We start from the raw sequence: 17,500 nt of genomic DNA, 5'->3' as shown, positions 1-17,500 counted from the left end.
GGAGCACCCAAATTCGCGTTTCCCGACGGCGGCGGTACGCGTAGGGTCGGGTTCGTGACACGCCGTCGGCTGGCACTGGTCGGGCGAGAATCCGAGCTCGCCGCGACGCGACGCGCGTTCGAGGAGATCGCGGAGGGGCGGGCCTGGACGCTGTGCCTGCGCGGTGAGCCAGGCATCGGCAAGTCCCGCTTGTTGATCGAGCTGGGCGAGCGCGCGCGGGAGCACAGCATGCTGCTGCTCGTGGGCAGGGCAGCGGAGCTGGAGCGGGATCTGCCCTTCGCGCTTCTGGCGGACACCTTCGACGGCGCCTCCGTCGAAATCACCCGGGCTCTGGCCGGCCTGCAACACGACGATGTCGAGCAACTCGCCTCCGCCCTTCCGGCATTTCGCCGGCACGGCCACGGATCCCCGGCACTGTGGACCGAACGCCACCGGGTCGCCGGAGCGGTGCGCACCCTGCTCGAGCTCCTGGCCGCCCATGGCCAGCCCGTCGTGCTGCTCCTCGACGACGTGCACTGGGCGGATCCGGCCACCGTCGACGTGCTCGCGCTCCTGCTCCACCGTCCGCCACGCGGGCCTGTTCTGCTGGCGCTCGCCACCCGGGCTGGACTGACCGACACCGTGGCGCTCGCGCTCGCGCAGGCCGTCCGCGACGGCCGGGGCGAGCTACGCGATCTTCAGCCGTTGTCTGCTGAGGACGTCGCCCGCCTCCTGCCCGATCTGCCCGGCGGAGTGCGGGACAGGCTGTATCGGGAATCAGGTGGCAATCCGTTCTACCTCGAGGAGCTGGCGCGCGGATTCGCCGGACGGCCGACGCCGGCATGGGGTGATCTCCTGGGAATTCCACGGGTCGTGCGTGCCGCACTCGCCGGAGAGGTGCGCCACCTCTCCACCGGCGCACGGCTGGTGCTGGAGGGCGGAGCTGTGGCCGGCGATCCGTTCGACCTCGAGCTGGCCGCCGCGGCAGCCGACCTCGGCGAAGCCGACGTGCTCGCCGGGCTCGACGCGCTACTGGCCGCGGACCTGCTCCGCCCGACCGGCCGGCCACGACGCTTCCGGTTCCGCCATCCACTCGTCCGCCGTTCGGTCTACGAGGATTCGGCCGGCGGCTGGCGTATCGCCGCGCATGCCCGCGTCGCCGAGGCGTTGCGGGCGCTCGGCGCCACGCCGGCGCGGCGGGCGCACCACGTCGAACGATCGGCCCGCCCCGGGCAGCTCACCGCGATCTCCGAGCTGGTCGAGGCAGCCGAAGAAGCCGCCGCGGCGGCGCCGGCGACCGCCGCCGGCTGGTACGAGGCGGCGTTGCGGCTGCTGCCCGACGACGCCGAGCACCACGAACGACGCCTCTCCCTGCTGCGGGCGCAGGGTGGCGCACTCGCCTCCGCCGGGCGTCCGGCACACGCCCGGGACGTGCTGCGCAGACTGCTGCGGCTGATGACGGCCGGCGCCGGACGTGCACGGGTCGAGGTGGTCGAACAGCTCGCCCAGCTGGAAGGGATGTGGACCGGCAACACGGCCGACGCGGACAGGCTGCTGGAACAGGAACGCGCCGCGCTCGGCGCGGGCACATCTTGGGAAGCGGCCGTGCTGACCCTCGCCGTGGCCCGCAACCACGGCACCAGCGGAGAGCACACGACGGCGCTCGTCCTCGCCGAGGAGGCCGCGGCGCTGGCACGCGCTGCCGGCGACAGCGTTCTGGAGGCCGACGCCGCGTGCGAGGCCGCGGACGCCGCGCACTGTGCCCAGCGCAGCGCCGACCCGGCCGGGCGGGCGGCCGCCGACGAGCGCATACTCCGCGCAGCGGCCTTGGTCGACGCGCTGACTGAGGACCAGGTCGCCGAACGGCTGCAGATGCTGCTGTGGCTCGGCGTCGCCCGCGCGTTCACCGGAGACCTGACCGGCGCGGTCGCCGACGGCGACCGCGGTCTGGTGCTGGCTCGCCGGACCCGTCAAGGTCTGCTGGCGCCGTCCTTTCTGATCCTGCGTGGATACGCCGACGAGGAACTCGGCCGGCTCGACGCCTGCCAGGTGGCCGCGGAAGAGGTCCTGGACAACGCCATCGTCTCCAACAATCCGCAGCTCGGTCTGTGGGGCGCCATGGTCGCCAGCCGGATCGCCCTGATCCAGGGTCGGATCGACGCGGCACTCAGACACGGCGAGGCCGCCTGGGCCTTCTGCGGTGTGGATCCGGGGTCCGCGGCCGGTTGGACCCTGGCCGACGCCCGGCTCTCCGCGGGTGACCTGGACGGGGCCACCGCGGCCCTCGACGCGTTCGGCTGGGTCGGTCCAGGGCTGTGGACCCGTGACCGGGTGCGTGCTACCGACGTCGGGGTCCGGGTGTTGCTGGCTCTCGGCCAGGTCGAGAAGGCAAGCGACCTGGCGGCCCGCGCCCCGGCGGAAGCCGGCGGGCGATGCTCCGGCACCTTCGCCGGCATGATGGCGCGCATCGACGCTTCGGTGGCGCTCGCCCGCGGCGATGCCGCCACCGCCGCGCGAGTGGCCTTGTCGGGGGCACATGCCGCGGATGCCGCCGGCACACCGTTGTGGGCGGGGCACTGCAGGATCCTCGCCGGAGCGGCTCTCGCCGAGCGCGGCCGGGCCGACGAGGCCCGCCGCCACCTGCACGACGCTGACCGCGACCTGCGAGCGCTGGGCGCCCATGGCATCCGCGATGGTGCCCTCGCTGCCCTTCGCCGGCTCGGGGACCGCCCGCGCGTGCCGACGAAGCCGCCAGATCTCGGCAACGACCGTCTCGCCGCCCTGACCGTAAGGGAACGGGAGATAGCCGAACTGGTCGGTGCGGGACACACCAATGCGGGCATCGCGCGCCGGTTGCACCTGAGCGAACGCACGGTCGAGAAGCACGTCTCCAGCGTCCTGGCCAAGCTGGGCCTGCGATCCCGCAATGCGGTAGGTCGCTTGCTCGCCGCACAACCACGAACCGTCCACCCGCCGCGCTGAGCTTGCTGTTCACCTCAACTCGACCGCCGGCGCCGTCCGCGGCCGGCCTGCGGGAGCGGCTCGGCCGGGACTGAGGCGGTCAGTCGAGACCCTGATAGGTCCAGTTCAGGGTGTCGGCGCCGCGCTCGGCGCCGTCCTGCTTGACCGTGCGGGTGACGGTGATGCGGAAGCCGCCGTTGTCGCGGGGGCGGCGGGGGCCGGTCACCGACTCGACCTCGCGGTTGCCGGTGTGGCCGTAGATGCCGACCGTGACCGACGTGTCCGTGGTGCGCACGCGGATGACGAACGGGGCCTCGGTGTCGTTGTGGATGACCTGATCGATCGAGCGCCAGTCCAGCGTCGCCTCGCGGCCCGGGGGATAGCGGCTGGTGTAGAGCGAGTGCGGCTGGTGCTCGCGGATGTCGAGACCGGCGAACCAGGCCGCGTTGAACAAGGTGGTCGAGAACTGGGAGACGCCACCGCCCAGCTGGTCCTCCAGCTCGCCGTCGACGATGGCGGGAGCGGGCACGAAGCCGGCGGACCGGGTGCGCTCGCCCGCCGCGTCGTTCAGCGAGAACGTGTCGCCGGCGGGGACGACCGTGCCGTCGATCAGCTCGGCGATGCGGTGGATGTTCGTGACGCGCGGGGCGCAGCACGGGTGGTAGGTGGTGAACGTGCCGATCAGCTGGTCGACGCCGGCCAGCTTCGGGGTGTCGTCGCCGGGCGGCAGCGTGGTCACGGGCAGGCTCAGCGTGGCGCCGCCGCTGCGGACGGTCTCGGTCAGCAGCCGTACGGCGTCGGTCGACTGCACGCCACGGCCGGGCTCACCCCGGTCGAGGGTGCGGCCCCCACCACGACCACGAGCAGGCCGATGGTGAGCCACAGGATCCAGCGGCGCGATCGCCTCGGTGGCGGCGGCGCCGGGATCGCCGCCGAGGCCGTCCAGCGTTGATTCCCGTACGTCGTCATGCCTTGATCATGCGCCGGGCGCAGGTCTCCGGCATCGGTCGTCTGACTGCCGTCACGTCCGCTGCGACCAGCGCCTCGCGGGCCTGGCCGAGGGTACACCGGCGGGCCGGATCGGCTGCCAGCAGGCCCTCGATGACCGGCCGCAGCGGCCCCGCGAGGCGGAACGGCGCCGGAGTGGCCTCGGTCACGGCCAGCATCGTCGCGAACAGGTCGCCCCGGTCGAACGGCGAGCGGCCCTCGACGGCGGCGTAGAGGGTCGCGCCCAGCGTGAACAGGTCGCTCGCGGGCTCGGGCGGCGCCCCGCGCAGCTGCTCGGGCGAGACGTAGGCCGGGCTGCCCTCGAAGCCCTCGGCGGGCGGCCGCGGTCCGTACGCCCAGGAGCAGGCGATGCCGAAGTCGATGAGCACCACCCGGCCCTCGGCGCAGAGCTGCACGTTGCCCGGCTTGACGTCGCGGTGCACGATGCCCGCCCGGTGCACCGCTTCCAGCGCGTCGAGCAGGCTCAGCCCGACGCGGCGCACCCGCTCGACCGCCAGCGGCCCGTCCTCGCGCAGAACGTCGGCCAGCGTCCGCCCGCTCAGCGCCTCCATCACGATCCAGGGCTCGCCGCCGTCACGCACCAGGTCGAGGATGCGTACCGTGCCGCGGTGCACGACGCTCGCCGCGGCCCGTGCCTCGTCCAGCGTCCGGCCCGGCTCGTCGGCCCGCTTGAGCGCGACCGGCCGCCCCAGCAGCTCGTCGTCGGCGAGCCACACCGATCCCATCCCGCCCCGGCCCAGCAGCGCGCCGAGCCGGTAGCGTCCGGCAACCAGCCGGCCGGCCGGTCCGGTCCCCGCGTGCCGGGGTTCGTACGGGAGAGTTTCCATGCCCTTGACAATGGCGATCTCCCGCGCCCGTGTCGTCACGGCGAGCACCCAACCGCACTACCGGCTACCCGGAAACCCTGTCACGTTTCCCGCGGCCCGCTGGTCATCGAGGGTGGAGCGAGAGGGGCTGCCCATGAGGGAGCGAGTGATCGTCGGTATCGACGGATCCGAACAGGCACTGGCCGCAGTGCGGGCGGCCGCGGGCGAGGCTGCCCGCCGCCGCATGCCGCTGCACGTCGTGCACGCCTTCGTCTGGCCGATGTTGCGTGTGGACACCGGGCCGGTCTCGGCGGACATGCCCGACACCGGGCTGGAGAACTTCGCGAACGACATGCTGGCCGAGGCGGTCCGCGCCGCGCAGGCCGCGGAGCCGGGGCTGCGCGTGACCAAGGCTCTGATCGACGGGCCGGCGGCGCCGGTGCTGATCGAGGCGTCGCGGGGAGCGGCCCTGCTGGTGCTGGGCGACCGCGGCCTGGGCGCGATCAGCGGTGTGATCATCGGCTCGGTTGCCGTGCACGCGGCTGCGCTCGCCGACTGCCCGGTGCTGGTGGTCCGCGGGGACGAGCCGACGGCGGGGCCGGTCGTGGTGGGCGTCGACGGGTCGGAGTCGTCCGAGCTCGCGGTCGGCTTCGCGTTCGACGAGAGCTCGCGGCGCGGGGCGCTGCTGATGCCGGTGATCGCCTGGAACGAGGCCGGCGCGTCCGGCGCCCACCAGTGGCACTCGGCGTCGATCGCGGCCGAGGCGCTGGCCGGGGAGGCGGAGCGCACCCTCAGCGAACAGCTGAGCGGGTGGCGGGGGAAGTATCCCGAGGTCGAGGTTGCCCCGGCCGCGCGGCGCGGGCATCCTCGCAAGGTGCTGGCCGACCTGTCGCACGAGGCTCAGCTGACGGTGGTCGGGGCCCGCGGCCTCGGCGCCTTCAAGGGCCTGATGCTCGGGTCGGTCAGCCAGTCGCTGCTCTACCACTCGGCCGGCCCGGTGGCGGTCGTCCGAGGGGAATCGTCATGAGGGTCGCCGTGCTGGCCGAGACCACCTGTCGGCAGTGGTTGCGGGCCTGATCAGGCGCCCATCCGGATCAGGGCGTTGCCGCCGAGCATGAGCAGGTCGGCCCCGGCCACCAGGGCCAGGCTCAGGTGCAGGTGGCGGGCGGCGATCTCGGGGTCGTCGCCCCGGATGCCGCGCAGCGCGAAGACCCCGGCCGCGATCACCAGCGGGACGCCGCCGATCAGCAGCAGGCCCACCGTGCCCGGCGTGTGACCGCCGGTCACCAGCAGGGTCAGCAGCACCGTCGGCACGATGCCGAACACCACCACGGCGATCCCGCTGTACCAGCGCAGCGGCCTCGTCGCTTCCATGTCTGTCACCCTCGACCTCATCCTCGGACGATCTTCATGTGGTCCGCCCGGCGAACGCTATGACGATCTTCGTGTTGCCCGCACGGCGACCGCGGTGCGGACGTTGACCCCCTGGATTCTGACGGCTCCGGTCGATCAAGCCCGGCTCGGGTACGGGATCTTCCCGCCGGCCGGGTCACGCTACCGGCACACTGGCGGAAGGCTGCCCGGTACGTCTCCGGTCCCGCCCCGTACGCGCCGGAACTGCCGCCGCAGCGTCATCGTTCTCGCTCCGGTGCTTCCGGCGCTCGTCAGGGGGCTGTTCCCGACACGGAATCCTCGTGCGGCAAGTGACCCATCGCGCATCCGTTTGCGGGTGCTGGGGCTTCGGCGGCAGTGTGGGGGAGGATGGAGCGGTTGCTTGTTGATCAGGAGGGGCCCATGCGGTCACGCACCGACGTAGTCGAAGACTTGATGGCACGCTTTCCGCACGTTCCGCGGGAGGCCGTCGTCAAGGAGGACCTGCTGCGTGGCGGGCTGGCGTTCGACGACTCGGCGCTGACCGACAACGAGAACGGCGACGTCAAGCCGAAGTCCTACTTCATCTTCTCGTTCGACCACCGCACGCTGCCCGAGCTGGGCACGGCCGCGCTGCGCCGCCCGCCGGAGGAGATCGTGCTCACCGGCGGCCCCTACGACTTCCGCCGCACGGTGGTGTCGGTCCGCGTCAACCCGAGCTCCCCCTACCGCGTCAAGACCGACGACGACGGCGTCATGCACCTCTACCTCGACGGCAAGCCGATCGCCGACGTCGGGCTGCCGCCGATGCCCGACTACTACCGGCACACGCTGGCCAACGGCAAGCAGGTGATGGAGGTGGCCCCGACGATCCAGTGGGGCTACCTGATCTACCTGACCGCCTTCCGGGTCTGCCAGTACTTCGGCGCCAAGGAGGAGTGCCAGTACTGCGACATCAACCACAACTGGCGCCAGCACAAGGCGGCCGGGCGGCCCTACACCGGCGTCAAGCCGATCGACGAGATCCTCGAGGCGCTCGCGATCATCGACAAGCACGACACGGCGCGGACGTCGCAGGCCTACACGCTGACCGGCGGCAGCATCACCTCGCAGGTGCAGGGCAAGGCCGAGGCCGACTTCTACGGCCAGTACGCGCAGGCGATCGAGGAGCGCTTCCCCGGCCGGTGGATCGGCAAGGTGGTCGCCCAGGCGCTGCCCAAGGCCGACGTCCAGCGCTTCAAGGACTACGGCATCCAGATCTACCACCCCAACTACGAGGTGTGGGACAAGAAGCTGTTCGAGCTCTACTGCCCCGGCAAGGAACGCTACGTGGGCCGGGAGGAATGGCACCGCCGGATCCTCGACTCGGCCGAGATCTTCGGCCCGCGCAACGTGATCCCGAACTTCGTGGCCGGTGTCGAGATGGCCGCGCCGCACGGCTTCACCACCGTGAACGAGGCGATCGACTCGACCGCCGAGGGCCTGCAGTACTTCATGTCGCGCGGCATCACGCCGCGGTTCACCACCTGGTGCCCCGAGCCGACGACCCCGCTGGGCAAGTCGAACCCGGAGGGCGCGCCGCTGGAATACCACGTGCGGCTGCTCGAGACCTACCGCGCGGTGATGGACGCCAACGGCCTGTCGAGCCCGCCCGGGTACGGCCCGGCCGGGGCCGGCCGGGCCGTGTTCTCGGTGAGCTCGTTCATGGACTCGCTGCCCGCGAACGACGAGACAGCGGAGGTCACCGCCAGGTGATGTCCGGCACCTGAGAGAGACAGCTGCCGCCGTCCGCACCGTTACCGGTGTGGGCGGCGCGCTGCGCTTCGGGGTTTGTCCCTTTGTGCGCTGAGGCGTAGACACGCGGGCCTGGACTTCCTGTGTGGGCCTTAAGGTCGTCGCTTTGGGTGAGCAGACGCGATGTGACGGCCGCGCCACTGAATGGCTTTCGCGGCGCGCTTTACGGGGTCGTTTATTCCGATTTCCCCATGGCCTGGCTGGTCAGGTCGGTCAATTCAGAGATCGTTTCTCGGTGATCTTTCATAGCCACACCGAGCTGCTGAAACTTAAATTGTTGCGCCTTGTCAACCCGTCAATTCCGTACGGCGTGAAGGCTGTTGACGGGGTCGGCAGTATGTGGGTCGTGGCAGCGGAATTATCTGACCCCACCCGAATGCGGCGGCGTCGCCGGTCCTCCGTCTCGGGCTACGCACCGTCATCGCCCCGACATTCCTACGAGATCCCGGGCGCGCCCGTCACGCCGGCGGTCGTGCGCGGCGAGGGGATCGAGGCCCTCACCCACGACGTGCTCATCCGGCGCAACCTCGAGGTGTCGCCGAACGGGTTCATCACGATCATCAGCATCATCCAGGGCGTCGCGCTGGCGCTGCTGGCCGAGAAGACCTTCGACAAGCCCAGCCTGCTCGTCGCCGTCCAGAGCGTCTCGCTGCTGCTGATCTTCGTCAGCGTCTTCTACTGGTATCTGACCCTCAGCGTCCTCATCCGCTGGGCGCCGTCTTTCCTGGACTGCTTCCTGCCGTTCGCCATCGCCGGATTGGAGATCCCGCCCGCGTTCTTCCTGGGCGATTCGCGCGCCTGGAACCTGTGGCTGGCCATGTTCTGGGCCGGCACCGCGGTGGGCCTCTTGATCACCAAGAAGTGGTGCCCGCCGTCCCACTTCGGCCCGGCCCGCGAGGCCTATCGCATGTTCATCGATCTGCTGCGCGAACTCCAGATGATCGCCGGCGTGGGCGCGCTGGCCCTCGCCTTCTGCGGCATCTTCGCGTACCTCGACTGGACCCATCAGTTCTTCTGGGGCATGGCGGGCGCCCTCACCGTGCTGACCACGGTCGCCTTCACCGTCTATCGCGTCGAACACGGAGCCGCGCGGATCCATGAGCACTTCGGCGTGAGCCGTCCTCCGTTCAACTGAGCTCCCGGGGGCAACGCTTCGCAGGGGTAAGTGATCTCGACCTGGGTATGTGGCCTCCGCCCGGAGGACATCCGGGCGGGAGGGTTTGCGTATCCTACGAGCGGCTACGCGCCCGCGGGGCTGAGAACGGGAGACGCTCGCGCGATGACTCAGGACGTGTTCGCCGATGGCGGTGACGTCGGGCGGGATCTCGCGGCGGTGCACTGGGACCGCACGCTGCTCGGCCCGCCGGAGCAGTGGCCGCAGAGCCTCCGCACGGCGGTCAGCATCCTGCTCTCGTCCCGCTTTCCGATGTGGATGGCCTGGGGTCCGCAGCTCACGTTCTTCTGCAACGCGGCCTACCGACGCGACACGCTGGGCCGTAAGTATCCCTGGGCGCTGGGCCGCCCGGCGAACGAGGTGTGGGCCGAGATCTGGGACGACATCGGCCCGCGCATCACGACCGTGCTCTCGACCGGCCGGGCCACCTGGGACGAGGGCCTGCTGCTGTTCCTCGAACGCTCCGGGTACACCGAGGAGACGTACCACACCTTCTCGTACAGCCCGCTGCGCGACGACGACGGCGCGCTGGTCGGCATGCTCTGCGTGGTCAGCGAGGACACCGAACGCGTGATCGGCCAGCGGCGGATGGCGACGCTGCGCGACCTCGGCTCGGACCCGAGCGTGGTGCGCACCGAGCAGCAGACGCTCGCCTTCACCGGCGCTCAGCTGGGCCGCAACCTGCACGACCTGCCGTTCACCCTGACCTACCTGTTCGAGATCGACGGCGTACGGCTGGCCGAGGCGACCGGCATCCCGGCCGACCACCCGGTGGCACGGCCGGGCGCCTGGCCCGTCGAGGCCATCTCCCGCGGGGAGTCGGTCGTGGTGCCGATCGAGGGCGACCTGCCGCTCGGGGCCTGGCGCGAGCCGCCCGTCGAGGCGCTGGTCGTGCCGCTGTTGCAACAGGGCGACAGCCCGTACGGGTTCCTGGTCGCCGGCCTCAACCGTTTCCGCGCTCTCGACGACGGTTACCGCGGGTTCGTCGAGCTGACCGCCGGGCACGTGTCCGCCGGCATCGCGAGCGCCCGCAGCTATCAGGCCCAGCAGCGCCGGGCCGAGGAGCTGGCCGAGCTCGACCGGGCCAAGACCGCCTTCTTCTCGAACATCAGCCACGAGTTCCGCACCCCGCTGACCCTGATCATGGGACCGCTGGAGGAGCTGCTGTCCCGGTCCGACCTCGCCGACGACCAGGGTGTGCGGGCCGAACTCCAAGTCATCCACCGCAACGGCCTGCGCCTGGGCAAGCTGGTCAACGCGCTGCTCGACTTCTCCCGTATCGAGGCCGGCCGCATGCAGGCCCGCTTCGAGCCGGTCGACCTGGCCAACGCCACCGCCGAACTGGCCAGCGTGTTCCGGTCTGCGATCGAGCGGACCGGCCTGACGTTCGAGGTCGACACCCCGCCACTGGCGCAGCCGGTCCACCTCGACCGCGGGATGTGGGAGAAGATCGTCCTCAACCTGCTCAGCAACGCCCTGAAGTTCACCTTCAGCGGCGGGGTGCGCATAGCCGTACGCGGGGAAGCCGAAGCCGCCACGGTGACGGTGACCGACACCGGGGTGGGGGTGCCCGAGGACGAGATGCCGCGCCTTTTCGAGCGCTTCCACCGCATCGAGAACGCTCGGTCGCGCTCCAACGAGGGCAGCGGCATCGGCCTGGCGCTGGTGAAGGAGCTGGTCGAGCTCCACGGCGGCACGATCACGGCGGACAGCACGTTCGGCCGCGGCACGACCTTCACCATCCGGCTGCCGCTGGGAGCCGCTCATCTGCCGGCCGACGCCGTGAACACCGCGCCGAGCGCCCGTGCGGTGTCGTCCGGCGCCGAGCCGTACGTGCAGGAGGCCCTGCGCTGGACGCCGGGCGCATCCGATTCGTCGGACGAGGCCGTCCCCGTGGCCAAGTCGCCGGCCACCGTCCTGGTGGCCGACGACAACGCCGACATGCGCGACTATCTCGCCCGCCTGCTGCGCTCGGCCGGTCACCGCGTGCTGGCCGTCGGCGACGGGCAGGCCGCGCTCGAGGTGGCCCGCCGGGAAGATCCCGGCCTGGTCGTCAGCGACGTGATGATGCCCCGCCTCGACGGGCTCGAACTCGTGGCGGCGTTGCGGGCCGACCCCCGTACGGCCGGGACGCCCGTCCTGCTGCTGTCGGCGCGCGCCGGTCAGGAGGCGTCGATCGAGGGCCTGGACGCCGGCGCCGACGACTACCTGGTCAAACCGTTCTCGTCGGCCGAGCTGCTGGCCCGCGTACGCGCCAACGTCGAGCTGGCCCGGATGCGCAACCACCACGCCCGCTGGCGCACGGCGCTGATCGACTCGCTCCAGGAGGCGTTCTTCGTCTGCGACGAGGACGGGGCCGTCATCGAGATCAACTCGACCTTCACCGACGTCCTCGGGTTCGGGCCCGAGGGCCTGCCGTACGCGCCGGTGCACCCGTGGTGGCCCGACCGCGATGCCGACCCGGAGGCGTACAACCAGGTCGCGGACGCGCTCGCCATGCTGGTGGGCAGCACCCGGGGCACCTACACCATCCCGGTGCGGCACCGCGACGGGCACCGGCTGTGGGCCGCGGCGTCGTTCAACCAGGTCGCCGACCCGGACACCGGCCGCAAGGTCATCGTGGGCACCTTCCGCGACGTCACCGCCGAGCATTACGCCGTGCAGCGCGACAGCGCCCTGGCCGCCCTGAGCGTGCGCCTCTCGCAGGCCGAGAGCGTCTCCAGCGCGCTGCACGGCGTGCTGCCTGAGCTGGGCGAGCTGTGGCAGGCCCGGCAGGTGTACGCCGCGGTCTTCCACGACTCGGGCCCGCCCACCCTGGTCACCACCGACGAGCAGGCCCGCTGGGAGGGTCTGACTGCCGAGCGGCGTACGGCGTTGACCGCGCTGCGGGACGAGCCGCTGCTCACCCCGGTCGCCGACCAGCCCGGCGGCGCCGGCATCGCGCTCGAGCACCCGGACGGGACCATGGTGCTCCTGCTCGAACTGACCGAGCGGCGCCCGTTCACCGAGCAGGACAGGACCCTGCTGACGCTGCTGGCCGGGCATCTCGGGCAGGGACTGCACCGCATCCACCAGATCGACCAGCAACGCGAGACGGCGCTGGCCCTCCAGCGGGCGATCCTCGGGCCGGCTGAGCTGCCCGCCGGGTTCGCCGTCCGCTACGCGCCCGCCACCCGCCCCCTCAAGGTCGGCGGCGACTGGTACGACACCGTCATGCTGACCGCCGGCCGGATCGGCATCGTGGTCGGCGACTGCGTCGGGCACGGACTGCGGGCGGCCACCGTTATGGGCCAGCTCCGCAGCGCCTGCCGGGCCCTGCTGCTGCAGAACACCGACCCCGCGCAGACGCTCACCGCCCTCGACCGGTTCGCCGTCCAGCTGCCGGGCGCGATGTGCGCGACCGTCTTCTGCGGCGTGCTCGACCCGGCGACGGGGGAGCTGACGTACGCGAGCGCCGGGCACCCGCCCGCGGTCGTCGCCCACCCCGACGGGACCACCGATCTGCTCGACCAGGGCCGCTCGCGGCCGCTCGGGGTGCGCTCGGCCGGCGAGCGTCCCGAGGCGCACTACACCGTGCCGGTGCGGGCCACGCTGCTGCTCTACACCGACGGCCTGGTCGAACGCCGACGGCAGCCGCTGACCGCCGGCATCGAACGGGTGGCGGCCGCGGTGCAGCAGGGCCGGGCGGTCGCGCTCGAAGAGCTGGCCACCGACGTCATGGCGAGCATGGCTCCGGCCGGGGGCTACGACGACGACGTGGCCATGCTGCTCTACCGCCACCCCGGCCCGCTCGAGCTCGACTTCCCGGCCGAGGCGACCCGGCTGGCTCCGCTGCGCTCGATGCTGCGCACCTGGCTGGCCCGCTGCGGCGTCGACCCCACAACGGCCCAGAACGTGCTGGTCGCGGCGGGGGAGGCGTGCGCCAACGCGATCGAGCACGGCCACCGCCACCTGCCGGGCGGGCTGATCAGACTGCGGGCGTCGGCCACGGCCGACGACCTGCGCCTGACCATCACCGACAGCGGCCTGTGGAAGACCCCGGAGCCCGCCGCCAACCCGCACCGCGGGCGGGGCTTCGCCCTGATGCGGGCGCTGATGAGCGAAGTGACCGTGACGACCGGCGCCGCCGGCACCGTCGTCGGCCTGCAAGCGAGGATTCCCCGATGAGCACACCGCTGACCTGCACCACAGGCCGCCGGCCGGACGGCGCCGTCGTGCTCACCGCCGCCGGCGAGATCGACATGAGCAACGCCGCCGCCTTCGCCACGGCGCTGACCGAGGCCCACGACGAGTCGGCCGGGTCCACGTTCGTGGTCGACCTGACCCGGGTGGAGTACATCGACAGCGCGGGCCTGGCCGCCCTCTTCCCGCACGTCGACCGTCTGCGGCTGGTCTCCAACCCGCTGTTGTCCCCGGTCCTGACGATCGCCGGCCTCGACGACATCACCACGACCGCGGCCGAGTCGTAGGTCTACCACTTCCTCCGCCGGTCGGCCTGACCGACTGGGCTGGCGGGCTCGTCACTGCTTCCGCTCCAGGCGGTGACTTTGCGTCGTGTGGGTCGCCGGGAAGGCGTACGTCGGCTTTCTGATTTCGATCTTTTGGTCGAAGATTGTGGGGGGAATGCCGGACTGAGGGGGAATTGCCGGGCCCGCGCCTTGACAAAGCAAGGTGAAATAGACGGGACTCGCTCCCGACGAGGCTCTGGTGGTGGTTCGGTGAGTTCGTGGTGGCGCAGGCGTGATCACAACGTCTTCTTCAATGTGTTCGCGCTGCTGACCTGTGGGCTGGTGGCGGGCGTGGTGGTGGCGGCCGCGGCGTTCCCGGTGGCGGCGATGTCCGGTCTGACGGCCAAGGTCGGCAACCAGGCGTTCGCCAGCCTGCCGAGCGAGCTCAAGGATTTCGCCTCGCCGCAGATCACGCGGGTCTACGCGTCCGACAACAAGACGCAGATCGCGCAGTTCTACGACGAGTTCCGCAGCGACGTGCCGCTCAAGCAGATGTCGCCGCACATCCGCGACGCCATGGTGGCCGCCGAGGACCGCGAGTTCTACAACCACAACGGCGTCGACCTCAAGGGCGTCGCCCGGGCGGTGGTCAACAACAGCGGCAAGTCGGAGTCCAAGCAGGGCGCCTCGACGATCACCATGCAGTGGGTGCGCATGTCGCTCGCCTACTCGGCGACCAGCCCGTCCGAGGTCGTCAAGGCCACCGAGGACACGAACGTCCGCAAGGTCACCGAGATCAAGTACGCCATGCGGGTCGAGCAGGAGCTCAACAAGGACCAGATCCTCGAGCGCTACCTCAACATGGCGCCGTTCGGCAAGCAGACGTACGGCATCTTCGCCGCCAGCAAGGTCTACTTCAACAAGAGCCCCAAGAACCTCACCATCGGCCAGGCCGCCCTGCTCGCCGCCGTGGTGCGGGCGCCGTCGTTCTACGACCCCACGACCAAGCAGGGGTACGACGAGATCCGCCAGCGCCGCAACAACTACGTCATCCCGGGCATGCTCGAGATGGGCGCCATCACGCCGGCCCAGGCCGCGGCGGCCAAGAAGGAGGCCATCCCGCGCAAGGTGGCCCCGGTCGGCAACGGGTGCGTCTCCGTGGCGTACAACAGCTGGGGTTTCTTCTGCGACTTCTTCTACCGCTGGTGGATGGATCGCCCCGAGTTCGGCGCGACGAACTTCGAGCGCGAGCGGCGCCTCAAGAGCGGCGGTTACCGCATCACCACCACGATCGACCTCAAGGCCACGAAAGAGGCCAAGGCCCGGGTCGGCGACCTGATCAAGGAGAAGAACAAGAACGCCCTGCTGCTGGCGGCGGTCGAGCCGCGCACGGGCAAGGTCAAGCTGCTGGTCACCAACCGCAAGTACAGCCTCGACGACTCGAAGAACCCGCTCTCGTCCGACCCCAGGAAGCGGCGGGCGGGCGTCAAGGGTTCCGCCCCCAACACGGTGAACCCGCTGATCACCGGCGGCGGCGGCGTCCACGGCTACCAGGCCGGCTCGGTCATGAAGATCTTCACCCTGATCGCGGCGCTCGAGAAGGGCTACCCGCTGCACTACACGATCAAGGCCGAGAAGTTCTACAAGTCGCGGTACATCGTCGAGCGCAGCAGCGACTCGGCCTGCCCGGGCACGCACTTCTGGTGCCCGCAGAACTCGGGCGGCGGCGGCGAGGGCGTCTACAACATGTGGAGCGGGTTCGGCCGCTCGATCAACACGTACTTCGTGCCGTTGGAGGAGCGGGTCGGCGCCGACAACGTGGTGAACGTGGCCAAGCGCTTCGGCATCAAGTTCCGCGACCCCGAGGACGCCAAGCTCGCGTCGGACGGCTACTCGCACCAGTGGGGCGCCTTCACGCTCGGCGTGTCCGCGACCACCCCGCTCGACATGGCCAACGCGTACGCGACCCTGGCCGCCGACGGCATGTACTGCGAGCCCACCCCGATCGAACAGATCACGACCCGCGACAACCAGAAGCTCGACATCGGCAAGTCCCACTGCGAACGCGCCACCTCGGTCGACGTCGCCCGCGCGGCGCTCGACGCGGCCCGTTGCCCGGTGGGTGACCGCGCCCGCACCGGCAGTTGCGAGGGCGCCACCGCCCGGGTGACCCGCGGCGTGGTCGGGCACCCGGTGTTCGGCAAGACCGGCACCACCGACCGCGACCGCACGGCCTCGCTCATCGCCGGCACGACGTCCCTGGTGGTGGCGGGCTACCTGGTCAACCCCGACTACCAGGCCCACAAGGACCGGATGGACCACGACCAGGTCAATCCGGCCGTCTACCGCACGCTCGGCGACTACATGGACGGCAAGCCGAAGGTCCAGTTCAAACGACCCGAGAACCGCAAGATCGTGTACGGCGACCAGCGGCGCATCCCCGACGTCGAGTGCCTCTCGCTGACGCGGGCCCGCGACCGCATCGAGAACGCCGGATTCGACGCGGTGGTGTCCAACAGCGAGGTCGAGTCCAAGTGCCCCGCGGGCACGGCGGCCGGCACCAGCCCCAGCGGCCGCACGGTCAAGAACGGCGTCGTGGCCATCGAGGTCAGCAACGGCAAGGGCGCCGAGCCGCCGGACGGACCGGGAGGCACACCGCGGATCATCGTTCCACCACCACGGTGACCAGCCCGGCGGTGACGCCCGGCGGTGGCCGGCGCGCCGCCGCCGTCATCGCCCTGATCGCGCCACTGCTCGCCGTCGCGGCCACGCTCGAGACGACGGTGCTGCACTTCGGCACGTTCGTGTCGTTCGTGCTCGCGGTCGTGGTGGTGACGGCGGCGACCTGGTATGCGCTGACCCGCCGCGGACTGCTGCGCTGGCTCGCCGTGCTGGTGGCGGCGGTCGGCGTCCTGATGATGGTCACGATCGGCCTGTCGTTGTTCCTGACGCAGGCGGCCATGCTGATCGTGTTCGCCGTGGCCGGACGCTACGCGCTCGGCCCGCACAGCTCGGCGACGATCAGGGGCGGTCATCCGGCCCGTCCGGTCCCCCCGGCCCGTCGCGGCGTCCTGCTGATCAACCCGCGGTCGGGTGACGGCGCGGCGGCCCGGGCCGGCCTGGCCGAGGCGGCCGCGACCCGCGGTCTCGAGGTGATCACGCTCGGGCCCGGCGACGACCTGGCGGCGCTGGCCGAACGGGCCGCCGCGGAGGGCGCTGACGTGCTCGGCATGGCCGGTGGGGACGGCTCGCAGGCCCTGGTCGCCACCACGGCGATGCGCCACGGCCTCCCTTTCGTCTGCGTGCCCGCCGGCACGAGGAACCACTTCGCCCTCGACCTCGGGCTCGACCGCACCGACGTGGCCGGCGCGCTGGACGCCTTCACCGACGGCGTCGAGCGGCTCGTCGACCTGGCCTCGGTCAACGACCGGATCTTCGTCAACAACGCCTCGCTCGGCGTCTACGCCGAGGTGGTCCGGGCCAAGGGCTACCGCAAAGCCAAGATCCGGACGTGGGGACGGCTGCTGCCCGACCTGCTGGGCCCCGCGGCCGCGCCGTCGGACCTCGAGTTCGACAGCCCGGAGGGTCCCCCGATCAGTGGGGTGTCGCTGGTGCTTGTCTCCAACAACGCGTACGACCTGTCGCGGGTGGGCCGGTCGGGCGGGCGGCCGCGGCTCGACACCGGCCGGTTGGGGATCGTCGCCGTGCGCGGCGCCGTCCCGGCGGTGGAGTTCGTGGCCCGCAAGTTCACGGTGCGCTCCAAGGCCGACGTGCCGGCCGGTGTGGACGGAGAGGCGATCCTGCTGACGCCGCCGCTGGTGTTCCGATCGCTGCCCGGCGCCCTGCGCGTGCGCGTGCCCCGCTCGTCCGGTGCCCGGCCGCGCGCCGCGGCGCTCAGCCGGCGCGACCTGAACGCCCTGGTCCGAGTGGCCTCCGGCGTGCCCGCCGTCTGACCCGGC

The 17,500-nt window shown here is 71.4% G+C and carries 12 protein-coding genes; 8 read left to right on the top strand and 4 right to left on the bottom strand.

The genetic code is table 11. The features are described from left to right. Nucleotides 1-54: 54 nt before the first annotated feature. The gene (locus LXN57_RS02160) at nt 55-2,961 is read left to right on the top strand and encodes a helix-turn-helix transcriptional regulator (RefSeq protein ID WP_251796270.1); all 2,907 of its coding nucleotides are present in this window, start codon (nt 55-57) and stop codon (nt 2,959-2,961) included. 79 nt (nt 2,962-3,040) lie between these two features. Here LXN57_RS02160 and LXN57_RS02155 read toward each other — a convergent pair whose 3' ends face one another. The 3 genes from LXN57_RS02155 to LXN57_RS02145 are packed head-to-tail and all read right to left on the bottom strand — an operon-like array spanning nt 3,041 to nt 4,775. Further along, a complete protein-coding gene (locus LXN57_RS02155) occupies nt 3,041-3,751 on the bottom strand; it encodes a VanW family protein (protein WP_251796269.1) in 711 nt (236 codons plus the stop codon). After that, nucleotides 3,721-3,909 carry a hypothetical protein gene (locus tag LXN57_RS02150; protein ID WP_251796268.1) on the bottom strand — a complete coding sequence of 63 codons (189 nt, stop codon included), beginning with the start codon at nt 3,907-3,909 and terminating at the stop codon, nt 3,721-3,723. Before LXN57_RS02150 ends, LXN57_RS02155 begins: the two co-directional genes overlap by 31 nt. Next, a complete protein-coding gene (locus tag LXN57_RS02145; RefSeq protein ID WP_251796267.1) occupies nt 3,906-4,775 on the bottom strand; it encodes a serine/threonine-protein kinase in 870 nt (289 codons plus the stop codon). Before LXN57_RS02145 ends, LXN57_RS02150 begins: the two co-directional genes overlap by 4 nt. A 133-nt stretch (nt 4,776-4,908) precedes the next feature. Here LXN57_RS02145 and LXN57_RS02140 point away from each other — a divergent pair, with 133 nt between their 5' ends. Next, nucleotides 4,909-5,781, top strand: coding sequence for a universal stress protein (locus tag LXN57_RS02140; RefSeq protein WP_251796266.1), 873 nt, complete (start codon nt 4,909-4,911; stop codon nt 5,779-5,781). A gap of 50 nt (nt 5,782-5,831) precedes the next feature. On the opposite strand, the gene LXN57_RS02135 is transcribed toward LXN57_RS02140, so the two are convergent. Further along, nucleotides 5,832-6,128 (bottom strand): hypothetical protein, encoded by a 297-nt coding sequence (locus LXN57_RS02135; RefSeq protein ID WP_251796265.1) that lies wholly within the window; start codon nt 6,126-6,128, stop codon nt 5,832-5,834. 420 nt (nt 6,129-6,548) lie between these two features. Here LXN57_RS02135 and LXN57_RS02130 point away from each other — a divergent pair, with 420 nt between their 5' ends. The 6 genes from LXN57_RS02130 to LXN57_RS02105 all read left to right on the top strand — a co-directional run bounded on the left by LXN57_RS02130 (nt 6,549) and on the right by LXN57_RS02105 (nt 17,494). Next, nucleotides 6,549-7,880, top strand: coding sequence for a radical SAM protein (locus LXN57_RS02130; RefSeq protein WP_251796264.1), 1,332 nt, complete (start codon nt 6,549-6,551; stop codon nt 7,878-7,880). Between the two features lie 274 nt (nt 7,881-8,154). Further along, on the top strand, nt 8,155-9,054 hold the full coding sequence (locus LXN57_RS02125) for a hypothetical protein (protein ID WP_251796263.1): 900 nt from the start codon (nt 8,155-8,157) through the stop codon (nt 9,052-9,054). Nucleotides 9,055-9,198: 144 nt separating this feature from the next. Then, nucleotides 9,199-13,260 (top strand): SpoIIE family protein phosphatase, encoded by a 4,062-nt coding sequence (locus LXN57_RS02120; protein WP_251796262.1) that lies wholly within the window; start codon nt 9,199-9,201, stop codon nt 13,258-13,260. After that, the gene (locus LXN57_RS02115) at nt 13,257-13,562 is read left to right on the top strand and encodes an STAS domain-containing protein (protein ID WP_251796261.1); all 306 of its coding nucleotides are present in this window, start codon (nt 13,257-13,259) and stop codon (nt 13,560-13,562) included. The genes LXN57_RS02120 and LXN57_RS02115 overlap by 4 nt, the downstream gene beginning before the upstream one ends. 249 nt (nt 13,563-13,811) lie before the next feature. Continuing rightward, nucleotides 13,812-16,226, top strand: a complete 2,415-nt coding sequence (locus LXN57_RS02110; protein ID WP_251796260.1) for a penicillin-binding protein — start codon at nt 13,812-13,814, stop codon at nt 16,224-16,226. Further along, entirely contained in the window at nt 16,223-17,494 is a 1,272-nt protein-coding gene (locus tag LXN57_RS02105; RefSeq protein WP_251796259.1) for a diacylglycerol/lipid kinase family protein, read from the top strand. The genes LXN57_RS02110 and LXN57_RS02105 overlap by 4 nt, the downstream gene beginning before the upstream one ends. The last annotated feature ends 6 nt before the right edge of the window (nt 17,495-17,500 follow it).

Origin of the sequence: Paractinoplanes hotanensis (genome assembly GCF_023717965.1) — a bacterium.
GTDB lineage: Bacteria > Actinomycetota > Actinomycetes > Mycobacteriales > Micromonosporaceae > Actinoplanes > Actinoplanes polyasparticus.
The sequence above is the reverse complement of the archived record's forward strand: the minus strand, read 5'-3'. Positions and strand labels throughout refer to the sequence as shown.